The 13,548-nt window shown below is 28.8% G+C and carries 17 protein-coding genes; 2 read left to right on the top strand and 15 right to left on the bottom strand.

Annotation, left to right across the window (positions count from 1 at the left end):
- Positions 1–172: 172 nt before the first annotated feature.
- Together L6653_RS01735 and L6653_RS01730 are read left to right on the top strand one after the other, a co-directional pair.
- Positions 173–769, top strand: a complete 597-nt coding sequence (locus L6653_RS01735) for a regulatory protein RecX (protein ID WP_236785242.1) — start codon at positions 173–175, stop codon at positions 767–769.
- Positions 766–1,041 carry a GIY-YIG nuclease family protein gene (locus L6653_RS01730; protein ID WP_236785241.1) on the top strand — a complete coding sequence of 92 codons (276 nt, stop codon included), beginning with the start codon at positions 766–768 and terminating at the stop codon, positions 1,039–1,041. Before L6653_RS01735 ends, L6653_RS01730 begins: the two co-directional genes overlap by 4 nt.
- Here the strand turns inward: L6653_RS01730 and L6653_RS01725 are convergent.
- The 15 genes from L6653_RS01725 to L6653_RS01655 form a co-directional block, all read right to left on the bottom strand.
- Entirely contained in the window at positions 1,034–1,234 is a 201-nt protein-coding gene (locus L6653_RS01725) for a ribonuclease E/G (protein ID WP_305854535.1), read from the bottom strand. The two genes, L6653_RS01730 and L6653_RS01725, sit on opposite strands and share 8 nt — an antisense overlap.
- A gap of 6 nt (positions 1,235–1,240) precedes the next feature.
- Positions 1,241–1,963: a S1 domain-containing protein gene (locus tag L6653_RS01720; protein ID WP_236785239.1), complete on the bottom strand. Its 723-nt coding sequence runs from the start codon at positions 1,961–1,963 to the stop codon at positions 1,241–1,243.
- Positions 1,960–2,580, bottom strand: coding sequence for a hypothetical protein (locus tag L6653_RS01715; RefSeq protein WP_236785238.1), 621 nt, complete (start codon positions 2,578–2,580; stop codon positions 1,960–1,962). Before L6653_RS01715 ends, L6653_RS01720 begins: the two co-directional genes overlap by 4 nt.
- Before the next feature lies 1 nt (position 2,581).
- The gene (locus L6653_RS01710; protein WP_236785237.1) at positions 2,582–5,941 is read right to left on the bottom strand and encodes a penicillin-binding transpeptidase domain-containing protein; all 3,360 of its coding nucleotides are present in this window, start codon (positions 5,939–5,941) and stop codon (positions 2,582–2,584) included.
- Between the two features lie 11 nt (positions 5,942–5,952).
- Positions 5,953–6,444, bottom strand: coding sequence for a rod shape-determining protein MreD (gene mreD / locus L6653_RS01705; RefSeq protein WP_236785235.1), 492 nt, complete (start codon positions 6,442–6,444; stop codon positions 5,953–5,955).
- Positions 6,445–6,453: 9 nt separating this feature from the next.
- Positions 6,454–7,284 carry a rod shape-determining protein MreC gene (gene mreC / locus L6653_RS01700; protein WP_236785233.1) on the bottom strand — a complete coding sequence of 277 codons (831 nt, stop codon included), beginning with the start codon at positions 7,282–7,284 and terminating at the stop codon, positions 6,454–6,456.
- Between the two features lie 2 nt (positions 7,285–7,286).
- Positions 7,287–8,300, bottom strand: a complete 1,014-nt coding sequence (locus tag L6653_RS01695) for a rod shape-determining protein (RefSeq protein ID WP_236785231.1) — start codon at positions 8,298–8,300, stop codon at positions 7,287–7,289.
- A 9-nt stretch (positions 8,301–8,309) separates the two neighbouring features.
- Entirely contained in the window at positions 8,310–8,990 is a 681-nt protein-coding gene (gene radC / locus L6653_RS01690) for a RadC family protein (RefSeq protein ID WP_236785229.1), read from the bottom strand.
- Entirely contained in the window at positions 8,983–9,501 is a 519-nt protein-coding gene (locus tag L6653_RS01685; protein WP_236785227.1) for a Gx transporter family protein, read from the bottom strand. Before L6653_RS01685 ends, radC begins: the two co-directional genes overlap by 8 nt.
- Positions 9,498–9,887 carry a NusG domain II-containing protein gene (locus L6653_RS01680; protein WP_236785225.1) on the bottom strand — a complete coding sequence of 130 codons (390 nt, stop codon included), beginning with the start codon at positions 9,885–9,887 and terminating at the stop codon, positions 9,498–9,500. Before L6653_RS01680 ends, L6653_RS01685 begins: the two co-directional genes overlap by 4 nt.
- 109 nt (positions 9,888–9,996) lie before the next feature.
- A complete protein-coding gene (locus tag L6653_RS01675; RefSeq protein ID WP_236785224.1) occupies positions 9,997–10,794 on the bottom strand; it encodes an RnfABCDGE type electron transport complex subunit B in 798 nt (265 codons plus the stop codon).
- A 12-nt stretch (positions 10,795–10,806) separates the two neighbouring features.
- Positions 10,807–11,382: an electron transport complex subunit RsxA gene (rsxA, locus tag L6653_RS01670; RefSeq protein ID WP_049691212.1), complete on the bottom strand. Its 576-nt coding sequence runs from the start codon at positions 11,380–11,382 to the stop codon at positions 10,807–10,809.
- Positions 11,383–11,390: 8 nt separating this feature from the next.
- Positions 11,391–12,056, bottom strand: a complete 666-nt coding sequence (rsxE, locus tag L6653_RS01665; protein WP_236785222.1) for an electron transport complex subunit RsxE — start codon at positions 12,054–12,056, stop codon at positions 11,391–11,393.
- Between the two features lie 10 nt (positions 12,057–12,066).
- Entirely contained in the window at positions 12,067–12,606 is a 540-nt protein-coding gene (locus L6653_RS01660; protein ID WP_236785220.1) for an RnfABCDGE type electron transport complex subunit G, read from the bottom strand.
- The gene (locus tag L6653_RS01655) at positions 12,599–13,537 is read right to left on the bottom strand and encodes an RnfABCDGE type electron transport complex subunit D (RefSeq protein ID WP_236785218.1); all 939 of its coding nucleotides are present in this window, start codon (positions 13,535–13,537) and stop codon (positions 12,599–12,601) included. Before L6653_RS01655 ends, L6653_RS01660 begins: the two co-directional genes overlap by 8 nt.
- Positions 13,538–13,548 lie beyond the last annotated feature (11 nt).

Raw genomic sequence — 13,548 nt, 5'->3', positions numbered from 1 at the left:
TCGCTTAGTTTTACAAAAATTTCTTCTTATAGTAAAATACAGGTAAGAAAGATAGATTTAGAGGTGATTTAATGAAAAAGAAATCAAAAAGCAAAATAATTTTAAAAGTTTTTGCTGTTGTTGTAGCTCTTTCAATGATTATTCCTATAATTATGAATGCTGTTGAGTCCTTATGATTGTTGAAAAAATAGAATATTCTGACAAATATAATTTAGTAAAATTAACTATATCAAGGGAAATTTTTTATATTTCTTACGATTTTTTTGTTGATTTGAACTTATCTTGTGATGAGGATTTGGATTTTGAATCTTACAAAAAAATTTTAAAGGAAAATGACTTTAATAGGTGTAAAAACGAAGCCTTAAAGCAAATATCTTATAGAGCTCATACTTCTTTTGATTTAAAAAATAAATTAAAAGAAAAAAAATATGACCAAGATACTATTGATAAGGTAATCCAATTTTTAGAAGATTATAACTTAATTGATGATGAGCTTTATGTAAAATCTTTTGTTAATGATAAATCGAAAATTAATAATTGGTCCAAGGGTAAGATTAGGTATAAATTAAAAGCTAAACACATTGATGACAGTTTAATTGAAACTTATTTAAATGAAATTTCAGACGAAGAGGAATATGAAAAAGCCTATGAAGCAGGTCTTCATAAAAAAGAAAGTGTTGATGATAAAAACAAGGTATACAGATTTTTGGCTTCCAGAGGATTTTCTTACGATATTATAAGAGATGTTTTGGGTGATTTGTTCAAATGAAAAAAGCCTTTGTTTATATATTAAGATGTTCTGATGGCACTCTTTACACTGGTTGGACAAATAATTTAAAAAACAGACTAGAAAAACATAACAAGGGACTTGGAGCAAAATACACAAGATCAAGAAGACCATGCAATATAGTTTTTTTTATCCAAGTTTCAAGTAAAAAAAGAGCAATGCAAATTGAATATAGAATAAAAAAATTAAAGAAAAAGTACAAAGAAAATATAGTAAGTAATTTTGATAGAAAAAAATTAGAGCTTATCAATTGATAAGCTCTTTTTCTTTTAGTTTTTTTCTGAGACTTTCTCCCCTTCTTTTAATCGAAAGTTCAAATAGGCCCATTTTTGTAAAACCATAAATCGTATAAGTTTTAAAATATTTTTTTAAACTAAGGTCAATTTCTTCTAATAATTTTTCATTTTTCGTAGATTTTAAAAAATCAATAATTACCATGCCGCCAATATTTCTTTAATTCAAATTATAAAATATAAAGTCAATCAGATCTTTATTAACCTTATAATAAAAATCATCCTTATCCATAGTTGATTTTTTCTTTGATGAATTCACATCTACAAGGCATAAAGTTTCCAGATCATTAATAATAATTGATAAATCATCCTTATAAATTTTATTCTCACTAATTGATTTAAAAGCATCTGAAATTATTTTATTATTTCTAATGTCAAGTTCCTTAACTTCTAATCCACTATTTTCTTCAAGATATAAGTCTAATTGATTATACGATTTGAGTAATTTAGGTGATGGGGTAAAATTTTCTTCATTGATCAATGAATTTTTAAGTTTAATCAATTTATCATAATTTTCCCTATTCTTTTTTCTTCCCTTTTTTAATTTTGGAAAACCCTTATTTTTAAACCTAAAAAGATAATAATCTTCATTTTCTATCCTAAAATTCGCACTGGCACTAGCCAATTTATCATCAAATTCTTCTTTTATTATTTGACAAATTATACTATCCCCAATTTTAAATTTTTTATTAGTTTTTAAAAAAGCCTTCTTATCATCATCGTACAATAAAAAATATGCATTAATTGAATCAATTTTTCCAACAACTTTTGCCCTATAAATATTGAACAAGTAGGGTGAATAAAATTTCAATTCAAAAAGCTTATCGTCGATAATTTTTCCAAAGGCTTTTTCTTTCTTATCTACAAATATAAATGATTTCATTGGGCTAATTTCTTCTTTATTTTTTCAAAAAAACCGATTTTTTGAATATCTTCATTCTTATCTTCTAAAATATTTGATATTATTTTATCATAAGAAGAATCTTTTTCTTTTAAACCTAAAAATTTAGAAGATTTTCCCAAAATTTCATCCCTATATTCTCTAATATCAAAATATTTATCATAAGAATTAATGAAAAAATAGTCAGATTTTATCTCTTCTTTTATTTGATTTTCACTAATAATTTGAATTTCTTTTTTCTCATCAATTAAAGATTCATCTAGTCCATTAATGATTAAATAATCGTAAGTATTTATTTTTTCTAATAATCTAGAAATATCTTCTTTTTTTATTTGATATTTTGAATTAAGAAGGGGTGGAATTATAAAATCTATATTTTCACAAGCTTTTACAATAATTTTATCAAGGTCAATAAGGTCAAGGAAATAATCACATATATCATATGTAATCATTCCTCCCCTTTCATATAAATCTTCTATATTTTCATTTTTATCCCTAGTAAAAGATAAGAGTAAGACAGATTTATTTTCTGATAATTTTTTTGAAAATTCATCTATAAAACCTAGATTATTATTTGAATTTATTAAAAATACTTCCATTTTACTCTCCCCCTGTATTTTCTTGATTATTATTTTCTGTATTTGTACCAGTAACTAAGCTTTGATTTTCTGGGTTTATTTTTATATCAAAATATTTACATATTATATCTCTAACTACGGGACCACAATTTATAGATGTTCCAGCTTGTACCATAAAAACTGTTACTGCAATTTCTGGATCATCATACGGTGCAAATCCAAGCATCCAAGCGTATGAATCAAAATCTGAACCATCAGGATTTTTTCCTTCAACCTCAGCAGTACCTGTTTTTTCACCTACTTCTATTGGTAAATCTTTAAAAAATTTAAAGGCTTGGGCTGCTTGTAAAGCTCCATATTTAATATCTTCAAAATTTTTTGGATCTTTTACATTTATTTTTGACCTTTGAACTTGATTTTTAAATAAAACATCTTTTGAATTATGATTTGTCACCTTATCAATTAAAGTGTATTTATTTAAATATCCTCCATTTGAAAGCGTAGAAATAACCCTATTCATTTGAAGTGGTGTATAGGAGTTTTGTCCTTGACCAATTACGATATTTAACATATCTGTAATATCCCATTCTGCTTGATTTAAAAATGTATATTTTATATTGTCAGAAAGACCAGCTCTTTCTCCTTCAAGAATTTCTTCAGGCTTATAGCCCATTTTATCCAATATTTTAGTAAGATCTTTTCTATCAATGGATTTAGGCCTATCTGCTAATTTAACAATTTGTTCTATATCCTTATTAAAATCTGTTTTTGACTTTTTTGTTTTATCTTTTAAATACTTATCCAAATTTTCTTCAAGATATTTTTTTAATAAAGCTTTTGTAACTTCTAATTTTTTCTCAGTAGATGGAATATTTCCACTAGACTCACTTGGAATATTAATTTCAATTCCTGTAGTTTTGTCAAGGCCTAATAATTCAGCTGTTTTTCTTATATCATTAAGCTCTAATTTAACTCCGATACTCTTTCCGTTAGATGGATTTTCACCCAAAGCAAGAGTAAAGAAATAGTAGTTACATGAAACTTTCAATGCATCATATAAAGTTTCTTCACCGTGTTTTATTCCATATTCAGTCCAAGCCAGACATGAAAATCTTCTATTTCCTATATCCATAAAACCATTACAATAATTTAATCTTTGAGGATCTAATCCTTTTTCCAACGCTGCCAATGATGATACCAACTTAAAAGTAGATCCTGGCATAACGGCTGTTTGACTTGCCATGTTTAGCATTGGTCTAGGGGTTAATACACTAGCTTTGTCATCAGCTTGTAAACTATCCCAGTCAGTTTCAGAAATTCCAGTTGAAAATAAATTGGGATCATAATTTGGATATGAAGCTGATGCTAGCACTTCACCAGTTTTAACATTACTTACTACAACAGCTCCACTAGCGGCATATTTGCATGCAATAGGAGGATAATAGTTTCCATATTTAGATTCATGAACTGTTCCAGTTCTAATAGCTTCAAGCATAGCTACTAAAGATCTCTCTGCTTCTTTTTGTAAATTAGCGTCAATTGTCAAATGTACATCATTACCAGGCTCAGAAGGAGTTTTTGATAAGGTTTCAATTCTATTTCCTGATGAATCAACTGTAACTATACTCTTTCCATTTTTTCCCCTGAGCGTATCTTGATAAGATTCTTCGATACCAGTTTTTCCAACAATTTCATCTCTTAAATAAGAATCCTTATTTACATACTTTTCTACTTCTTCATCTGTTGCAATTGGACCCATATATCCTAAGACATGACTTGCTAGGTTTCTATTTGGATATGATCTAATAGGAATTGTTGCTACACTTATTCCCTTAGATTTTTCTATATTTTCTTCAATTCTTAAAACCGTTGCCTCGTCCAAATTATAAACCAAATTAATAGGTCTAAATCCAAAAGATCCTTGTCTATTGATTAAATTATCAATCGTTAAAATCCCACAAGCTTCGTAATCATTATTATTTTTGATATTTGAAATTGATTTAATATAATCAAGAATTTCTTTAGCATTTTTCTTTTTTAAATTCTTAACAATTTTATCCCTATTTTGACTTCTATCCCTGCTTGCATAATATTCAAAAAAGTCCTTTTTGCCTACATTAAAAGTATAATCCCATTTACTAGGCTTATCTTCAGAAATATCTATTGAAGGATATACATTATTTGTAACATTAGCGTTTTGTGCCAAATATTTTAATTTTTTATCTAAAATTACACCCTTTAATAGATTATGTTTATCAGCAAGATTAGCCAGTTCTTCAGCTGGATCCCCTGCTTGAGGATTTTTAAAATTAACATTTACTGAATAAATATTTTTTTTATTTTTACTTTCAGTTTTTACTTCAGTTGTAAAATTTGCATAAATCCCTTTATTTTCTAATTTTTCTATCAAAATATCAGCAGGAATTAAATATGATCCATCATCTTCGTTTAAATTTGCTGATTTCAAAAATTCCTTTATTGAAGATTTTTTTACTATTTGATAAAAGTCATCGCTTGCTTTTGTTTCTAACTTTATTTCTGGATATCCATTATTTAAACTAGCTTTTTTTTGAATAAATTTCTCATCAGCAGTCAAGCTATAATCTTTTAAAATTATATTGGATTCTAGATTTTTTTCTTTAATTACCTTGTATGTTAAAAGCCTTGCTTGATTGTTTTCTAATATATTTTTAATAACAGACTTATCTTCATTTACAGAACTAACAACTACATCAATAGGATCTTCATTTGTATTATGGCCTATTGATTTTAGCTTGTCTTTAGCATTGTCTTTGTAAACAACATTAAGGTTATTGTCTTTTTGACTAACTAGAACAGGAATATCAATTCCTCTTTTTTTCAAGGCAAGAAGGGCGGTCTTTAAAGTTTCATACTTAATCCCATCCTTATTGCTAGTAGTTTTTACAATTTCACCCAACAAATCATTTTCAACTATTATGTCTATAATTTTATCTTCTGGAGATTTTTCTTCCTTAAAATAATCTTTTGTTCTTTTATATTGGAAAGAGTTTAACCTAATGTCAAAATCATTTTGATAATTCACTCCAGCCTCTTCCAAAATATTAACTAAAGAATTTACAGCCTTTATCCTATCTTCATCCTCCAAACTTGTAAGTTGATCTTTGTATAATTGAACAGCAAAAGATGGAACGGTTGTAGCTAGGACATTTCCATTTCTATCTAAAATATCACCCCTGCTTGCAATTTCATCAACCTCTTGAACTTTTCTATTATCAGATAGGTCCCTATAATGCTCCCCTTGATTTATCATAAGAATAAATAATTTAATAAAAATCGCAAGAAACATTATGCCAAAGATTATTTGCAAGATAGTTAATCTATTTTCTTTTTGTTTTCTCAAATCTTACACCCCTATATCCTATATGTTGGAATATACATAATTTTTTTAATTATAAAATGATAAATAAAATAAATTAATGTGTTTAATAAAGCCTCTACTAAAAGTGGTATAAATAAGTAATTTTTTATTACAACGAGGTCTGTTTTAAAAATATATGTTATCAAACTTACAAAAGCAAAATTTATTATTGTACATACAAAAGTTAAAATAAAACCTGTATTTTTATCGTTGTTAAATCTAAACTTTTTATCTCCAACAAAATGTCCAATTAAAAAATATGATAAGGCTCTAACGCCTATAATATTTGAAAACATCAAGTCTTCGAAAAGTCCGATTACAAGCCCAGCATATGCCCCACTTTTTGACCCAAGTGTAAGTGATAAACAGATGATAAAGGCGATTATAATATTTATATTAGCTCCAAATATATCTATTTTAGAAAATACACTAATTTGTAGAATAAAAGATATAAAAGCTATTATAAAAGTTTTAAATTTATTCATATATCCACCTTACTTTCTAAGAATTAAAACCCTGTATAAGTGGGTGAAATCTGCTGGGGAATCTACTGTAACATTCTTTCTCAATGAGTCCTTACTCATATTAACATTTGAAATTTCTCCCAAATATAATCCTTTTGGATAGACTCCTCCAATACCACTTGTAATAAGAATATCAGAGTTTTTAACATCACTTGAAACTTCAAGCATGTACCCACTTATAGTTTTGTTTTTATAATCATCAATAACGCCATAGTCCCCGCTTCTTGAGTTTATAAATGATACGTCATTTGATGAATTTTTTATAGTTTCAATCTTACTTGTATTTTTGTTTACTTTAACAACTTTACCAATAACTGCAGATGAATATTCGCTATTTCCAATTGCTTGCAATACTACATCATTAACTTTGATTCCATCTTTTTTCCCCTTGTCGATAAAAAATGATTCTTGCATGCTTTTTACATCTGAATTTATAACTTGAGCTTTCAAATATTGGTACTTTTCATCTTTCAAAGCATCATTTTCAGCTTTCAAGAAATCTTTCCTATTAATAATTTCCATTAAATTAGCATTTTCCTTCAAAAGATTTTTATTTTCAATTTTCAATTTTTCTACTTCAGATCTTGTTTGTTTTGACCCAACTGTATCTTCAATAGCCTTGATAACTTCAGATGATACAGAATATGATATTTTATTTATAGGCCTAAAAACTGTATTCGTAATATTATTTCCAGCCTCAGCCAAACCATCAGTTAAACTTGAAATAAATATCAATAAGACCAACAAAAAAACTGTTATAAAAAAATATTTATTATTTTTTTTCTTTCTTCTATAAGCCATATTTACCTACTTTGAAATTTCAAAAATCTTTCAGGATTTTCCATTATTAAACCTGCACCCTTGATGGCATCAAATTCTGGTTTTTCAGAAACTTTTGCCTTCAAATTTGTTATTTTTTCAATATATTCTCGAAGCCCTTTGACATTTGCCATTCCACCTGTCATTAAGAATCCATCATTTTTTATATCACTAGACAATTCTGGTGGAGTCTTTTCCAAAACCAAATAAATCATATCAACAAGCAAATCAGCATATTCACTGATACATGTAGCTATTTCTTCACTTTTTATCTTGATACTTTTAGGTTGACCATCTTTTAAATCTTTTCCCTCAATTTCCATAGCAATTTCTTTATCCTTTAATCTAAGAGACAATAATTCTTTTTTTATTATCTCTGCACTATTAAGACCAATTTCAATTTTTTTATTTTCTCTTAAAAATGCTTGGATATTTTTATCAATATCATCTCCACCCATTTTTAAAGTTTTGCTAGAAACAATCCCATTAAGGCTAATTACACAAACCTCACTGGTACCTGCTCCAAGATTTAAAACCAAAATCCCCCTTGGATCTTCAGGACTAAGCCCAACACCAAAGCATGCTGCAAGAGATTCGTCAACCATAATTACATCCCTACTTCCAGCATGTAAAGAAGCATCTTCAACTGCCCTTTGTTCAATATCAGTAATTCCACTTGGAACACAAACAACAACCCTTGGTTGAATAACTGAAAAACCAGGATTTATTTTTTGGAAAAAATAATTCAACATTGCCTCAGTCAAATTAAAATCCGATATAACTCCATTTTCAATAGGTCTTTGTACTATAATTTCATCAGGAGTTTTACCAACCATCTCTTTTGCCTCATGACCAATCGCCTTAATAGATTTACTTTGGTGATCAAGGACCAAAACTGATGGCTCTGATATTGCCACTCCCTCGTTTTTCTTAAAAACTTTAATATCGCTAGTACCTAAGTCAATTGCCAGGTCTTCTGCCATAATCCTAAAATTCATCTTTATCTCCTATATAAAATTTTCTTTTCTAAAACTAAAATATTCATTATTTCCAATAATAATATGATCCAAAACACTTATATTCAAAATTTCACCAGCTTTAACTAGCCTTTCAGTAATTATTTTATCATTACTTGAAGGTTTAGGATTTCCGCTTGGGTGATTGTGAACAAAAATCACAGAATTTGCACTTTTTCTAACCGCCCTTGTAAAACATTCCCTAGGATTAACAATAGAAGAATTAAGGTCTCCCGTAGAAATTAATTCCTTACTAATAATTACATTTTTAGTATTTAATAATATAGCATAGAAATGTTCTTTTTTTGTGTCTAAAAACATATTTTTCACCAAATGAAAAACATCATCACAAGAATTAATGCACTTGATTTCTTTGTTTATAATTTTTTCACTAAGTCTTTTACCAAGTTGTATAGCTGCAATAATTTTACTTGCCTTTGCAAGTTTAATACCATCTATTTCACATAATTCCTCAATACTAATAGACAAAAGTTCTTCAGCAGAAAATTTATTTAAAATTTCTCTAGAAATTTCTATTGCATTTTTCTTTTTAGAGCCTGTTTCAATTAATATAGCAAGTAGATCCTCATCACTTAAGGTTTCATAACCATAATATTTTAATTTTTCCCTAGGTCTTTGACTAATATCTAAATCTTTAATCTTTTTATTCATTCAAAACACCAATTTTCTTTAAATGTTCAACAATAAAATTTGAACTTAAACCAACAAAAAATCCAGTAAAAATTCCTATAAAAACTAAAACTGGAAAATAATAAAACATTTTAATATTTTGCATAAAAAATATAGCCACAAGAATTTGACCAAGATTATGAAAAAAAGCTCCAATTTCACTTACACCAATTAGTGAAAAATCATCATTAATCTTTTTAAGCGAAAAATACATGGCAGTTGTAGAAAAAATAGCACCTACAAAAGAATAAAAAAAACTCATCACAGATCCAGTTATTAAAACCAATAAAAAAGATTTCAATATACTTACACAAAGAGCTTTTTTAAAATCATACAAATAAATACTTACTAAAATAATTATATTAGAAAATCCAAGCCTTGCACCTGGAATTGGTACAGGCATAGGAATAGCAGATTCAATCAAAGAAATCGCCAAAGATAAGGCAAGTAAAAGTGCTAAATTTATATAAACTTTTAATCTATTATTTTTCATCCAACCACCTTATCAATTTCTTGATCATCTTTCCCATCATCACTTGAAATAATTTCCAAAATCAGCCTGTGTGGTAGACAAACTATAGTTTCACCAATCTTTTCAATACTTGGCATATGAGTGCAAATCAAATCCCTACAATTTGCCTCTCTCATCTTTACCTTTCCATTTTTTATCTCAACAATATTATACTCATCTTCGTCTATCTTAATTTTAAAAGTTTTATCTTTATTTAAAGGGTATGTGCCATATTCTTTTCCATTAAGTTCAACTCTCAAATAATTTCCATTTTCATTTGACTTAATTTTTTGCACAAAAAAAGCCATGCCAATACTTAAAAATAAAAGTAATATAACAACCAATATATCTCTTTTTTTTAATTTCATATCTACCTCTTATAAGAGTTTATCATTTAAAATAGATTGATGTCAATTTAAAAAATCCGATAAAAAATGACCACCGATTATTTCGATGGTCATATATTTATCTTATTTTTTATTCAACATCAATACATTTTGCTGGACATTTTTCAGCTGCTTCTTTTAAAAGATTTAGATCTAAATTATCAGAAATTGTTTCTTTTGATAAGAAATTATCCATTGTAAATCCTTCAGGATAAGTTCTTGCACAAATTGAACAACCAATACATCCAACTTTACAATTTCCTCTAACATCTTTTCCTTTATCGTGTGAAGAACATTTTACAATTGCTTTTTGTGAATAAGGAACAAGCTCAATTATATTTTTAGGACAAGTTTTAACACAAGCACCACATGCTACGCATTTTTCCTTGTCAACCACGCTTACTCCATTGGCCATATGTATAGCATCAAATTCACAAGCCTTTACACATGAACCACAACCTAAACAACCATAGTTACATGCTTTTTTTCCTCCAAATAAAGCAATTTGTGCTCTACAATCTTCAAGTCCTGCATAATCATATAAATCTTTTGCATTTTCGCAAGTTCCATTACATTTAACTACAGCAACATTTTTTTCTCCAGCTCCACTAGATTCTACTCCCATAGCACTTGCAACTGCATCTGTAACAGATTGTCCACCAATAACGCAAGCTGAAACTGGTGCTTCACCTTTTGCTATTGCATTTGCACATCCATCACAACCAGGATATCCACAAGCACCACAGTTTGCTCCAGGAAGAGCGTCTCTTACTCTTTCTACAATTGGGTCTGTTTCTACTTCAAATTTTTTACTAATAACACCTAATAAGCCAGCTAGAATAAATCCTAGAACAGCTAAAACAAGTGTTGGTATTAAAATATTATTCATGAAATTTCTCCTCTATGCTAATCCTGCAAAGCCCATAAAGGCAATTGACATTAGACCTAGAGTAATTAATGTTATAGGTCCACCCTTGAAAGCTTCTGGCAAGTCGTTATCTTCGATTTTTTCTCTTATAGAAGCAAGTATTACTAATGCAATTAGAAAACCTACTGCAGCTGCTGCTGAGTTTACAGTTGTTTCTAATAAATTATAGCTTTCATTTATATTTTTGATTGCAACACCAAGTACTATACAGTTTGTTGTAATTAGTGGTAAATAAACACCAAGAGCTTCATAAAGATTTGGCATTGATTTTTTCATAATCATTTCTACTGTTTGTACAAGAGATGCTATTACCAAAATAAATACAACAGTTTGTAAATATCCAATATTTAATGGATCAAGTATGTAGTATTGGATTATCCAAGTAATTATAGAAGATAAGGTAACTACAAAAATTACTGCAGCTCCCATTCCCTTTGCTGTTTCTACCTTACTTGTTACACCAAGTGTAGGACAAATTCCTAAAAATTGTCCCAATACATAGTTATTTACAAAAATTGATGCAATAATAATTGAAAATAATTCTGACATAATTCCTCCTACTTATTATTTTTCTTCTTGTTTGAAATAGCTGCTGCTACTGCAAACATGATTCCTAGGATAATAAATGAAGATGCTGGTTGAATTAAAAATCCAATTGTATAATCTTCAGGAATTATTCTATTATCTAGTAAAGTACCATTTCCAAATAATTCTCTTATAGCTGCTAGAATTGAAATAGCAATAGTATAACCTAACCCTTGACCTATACCATCAACAATTGATGCTATAGGACCTTGTTGAGAAGCAAATCCTTCTGCTCTTGCAAGAATTATACAGTTTACAACTATAAGTGGGATAAAAATTCCAAGTGATTGGTCAAGTGCTGGCAAATATGCCTTGATAATCATTTGAACCATAGTTACGAAACTTGCAATTACAACTATAAAAGCTGGAATTCTTACTTCATCTGGTATGAAATTTCTTAGTAAAGAAATTACTAAGTTTGAAAGTGTAAGTACAAAAATTACTGCAGCTCCCATTCCAATTGCGTTTGAAAGTGATGAAGAAATAGCAAGTACAGAACACATTCCAACCATTTGTACGAATACAGGGTTATTTGAAAATATTCCATCTTTAAAAACTTTTCCCAAGTTTACAGATTTTTTCTTTCTTTTTTCTTTTTCTTGTTGAACATCTATAGGTTTTCCGGTTTGTCTTTCCATATTTATCCCCCTACTTAATATCTTTCAATACTTCACGAGCAGTATTTATACCATTAAGGATAGCATTGGTTGAATATGTAGCTCCTGAAATTCCTACAATTTCATTTTCAGATCCAGCTTCAGATGCACCAACTTTTTTGTCCATGCTTACACCCTTAACTCCTTCTTTAAACCAATCTTCTTCCATTTGAAGACCAAATCCTGCTGATTCAGAATGTTTTAGAGGGCTGAAACCTGTTAATTTATTTTCACTGTCAACTCCAACTATAAATTCGATGTCACCACCGTATCCACCTTTAGAGTTTACATCAAACACATATCCTTTACCTCCGTCAGCTTTGTAGACTCCTTTTACAGATTCAGGAAATTTTCCTTTTACTTCTTCAAAGTCTTTTCCATCTGGATAGGCAATCTTTAATGATTCATTTAATTTTTCTTGTTCAGCTTTTTTAATAATTGGTTCTGTAACTGAATTTGTAAAGGCCAATACCAAAGCTGATACAGCTGTAATTATTAATAATTTTATTCCTAATTTTAATGCTTTATTCATCTTTTGCCCCTTTATTAGCTACACCAAATACCTTAGGCATTGTCTTACTATCTATGAGAGGAACTAACAAGTTCATTAGTAAAATTGAATAAGAAACACCTTCTGGATATCCACCAAAAACTCTTATAAGTGAGGTGATAAGACCACAACCAAATGCAAAGATTATTTCACCTTTTTTGGTAACTGGACTTGTTGTATAATCTGTTGCCATGAAAAATGCTCCAAGCATTAGACCACCTGACAATAATTGTTCAAGTATTCCATCTACAGATTTATTAAATACCATCAATAAGATGGCTGTTGTTAATATGTATACTGCAGGTATTCTTAATGAGATAACTTTTCTAAATACTAGGTATGCTGCTCCAATTAATATGGCGATTGTTGAAACTTCTCCAATACAACCTCCCATATTTCCTATAAACATATCTAGTAAAGCAGGTTTTTCTCCTCCTGATAAAACTGTTGCAGCAGAAACTGCTGAGACTTTTCCAGGTGCTACATAATTTGACATATTTTTTGACCAAGATGCAAGTAAAAATGCTCTTGCTCCCAAAGCTGGGTTTACAATATTTTGTCCTATTCCACCAAAAAATTGCTTACAAATAACTATAGCAAAAACTGCACCTATTACTGTTTGCCAAATTGGCATTGTAACTGGAATATTGTAGGCTAAAAGTAAACCTGTAACTACAGCTGATAAATCACTTATTGATGATTGTCTTTTCATTACTTTGTTAGATATAAATTCTGCTATCACACAACTTAAAACTGATGCTATCATCAAGATTAAAGCTTTCATTCCAAAGAAATAGATTCCTACAAGACCTGTTGGAATGAGGGCAATAATTACATCTAACATTTCTTTAGTAACAGTTCTCTCGCTTCTCATATGAGGAGAGGATGATACTAATAATTTTTTTGCTTCCATTTATTTCTCCT

This window comes from Anaerococcus ihuae, from assembly GCF_928368155.1.
GTDB lineage: Bacteria > Bacillota > Clostridia > Tissierellales > Peptoniphilaceae > Anaerococcus > Anaerococcus ihuae.
The sequence above is the reverse complement of the archived record's forward strand: the minus strand, read 5'-3'. Positions and strand labels throughout refer to the sequence as shown.

What these genes read in the sequence shown, in the direction of transcription:
- L6653_RS01735 (WP_236785242.1), top strand. Translation starts at nt 173, where the DNA reads ATGATTGTTGAAAAAATAGAATATTCTGACAAATATAATTTAGTAAAA.
- L6653_RS01730 (WP_236785241.1), top strand. Translation starts at nt 766, where the DNA reads ATGAAAAAAGCCTTTGTTTATATATTAAGATGTTCTGATGGCACTCTT.
- L6653_RS01720 (WP_236785239.1), bottom strand. Translation starts at nt 1,963, where the DNA reads ATGAAATCATTTATATTTGTAGATAAGAAAGAAAAAGCCTTTGGAAAA.
- L6653_RS01715 (WP_236785238.1), bottom strand. Translation starts at nt 2,580, where the DNA reads ATGGAAGTATTTTTAATAAATTCAAATAATAATCTAGGTTTTATAGAT.
- mreD (WP_236785235.1), bottom strand. Translation starts at nt 6,444, where the DNA reads ATGAATAAATTTAAAACTTTTATAATAGCTTTTATATCTTTTATTCTA.
- mreC (WP_236785233.1), bottom strand. Translation starts at nt 7,284, where the DNA reads ATGGCTTATAGAAGAAAGAAAAAAAATAATAAATATTTTTTTATAACA.
- L6653_RS01695 (WP_236785231.1), bottom strand. Translation starts at nt 8,300, where the DNA reads ATGAATTTTAGGATTATGGCAGAAGACCTGGCAATTGACTTAGGTACT.
- radC (WP_236785229.1), bottom strand. Translation starts at nt 8,990, where the DNA reads ATGAATAAAAAGATTAAAGATTTAGATATTAGTCAAAGACCTAGGGAA.
- L6653_RS01685 (WP_236785227.1), bottom strand. Translation starts at nt 9,501, where the DNA reads ATGAAAAATAATAGATTAAAAGTTTATATAAATTTAGCACTTTTACTT.
- L6653_RS01680 (WP_236785225.1), bottom strand. Translation starts at nt 9,887, where the DNA reads ATGAAATTAAAAAAAAGAGATATATTGGTTGTTATATTACTTTTATTT.
- L6653_RS01675 (WP_236785224.1), bottom strand. Translation starts at nt 10,794, where the DNA reads ATGAATAATATTTTAATACCAACACTTGTTTTAGCTGTTCTAGGATTT.
- rsxA (WP_049691212.1), bottom strand. Translation starts at nt 11,382, where the DNA reads ATGTCAGAATTATTTTCAATTATTATTGCATCAATTTTTGTAAATAAC.
- rsxE (WP_236785222.1), bottom strand. Translation starts at nt 12,056, where the DNA reads ATGGAAAGACAAACCGGAAAACCTATAGATGTTCAACAAGAAAAAGAA.
- L6653_RS01660 (WP_236785220.1), bottom strand. Translation starts at nt 12,606, where the DNA reads ATGAATAAAGCATTAAAATTAGGAATAAAATTATTAATAATTACAGCT.
- L6653_RS01655 (WP_236785218.1), bottom strand. Translation starts at nt 13,537, where the DNA reads ATGGAAGCAAAAAAATTATTAGTATCATCCTCTCCTCATATGAGAAGC.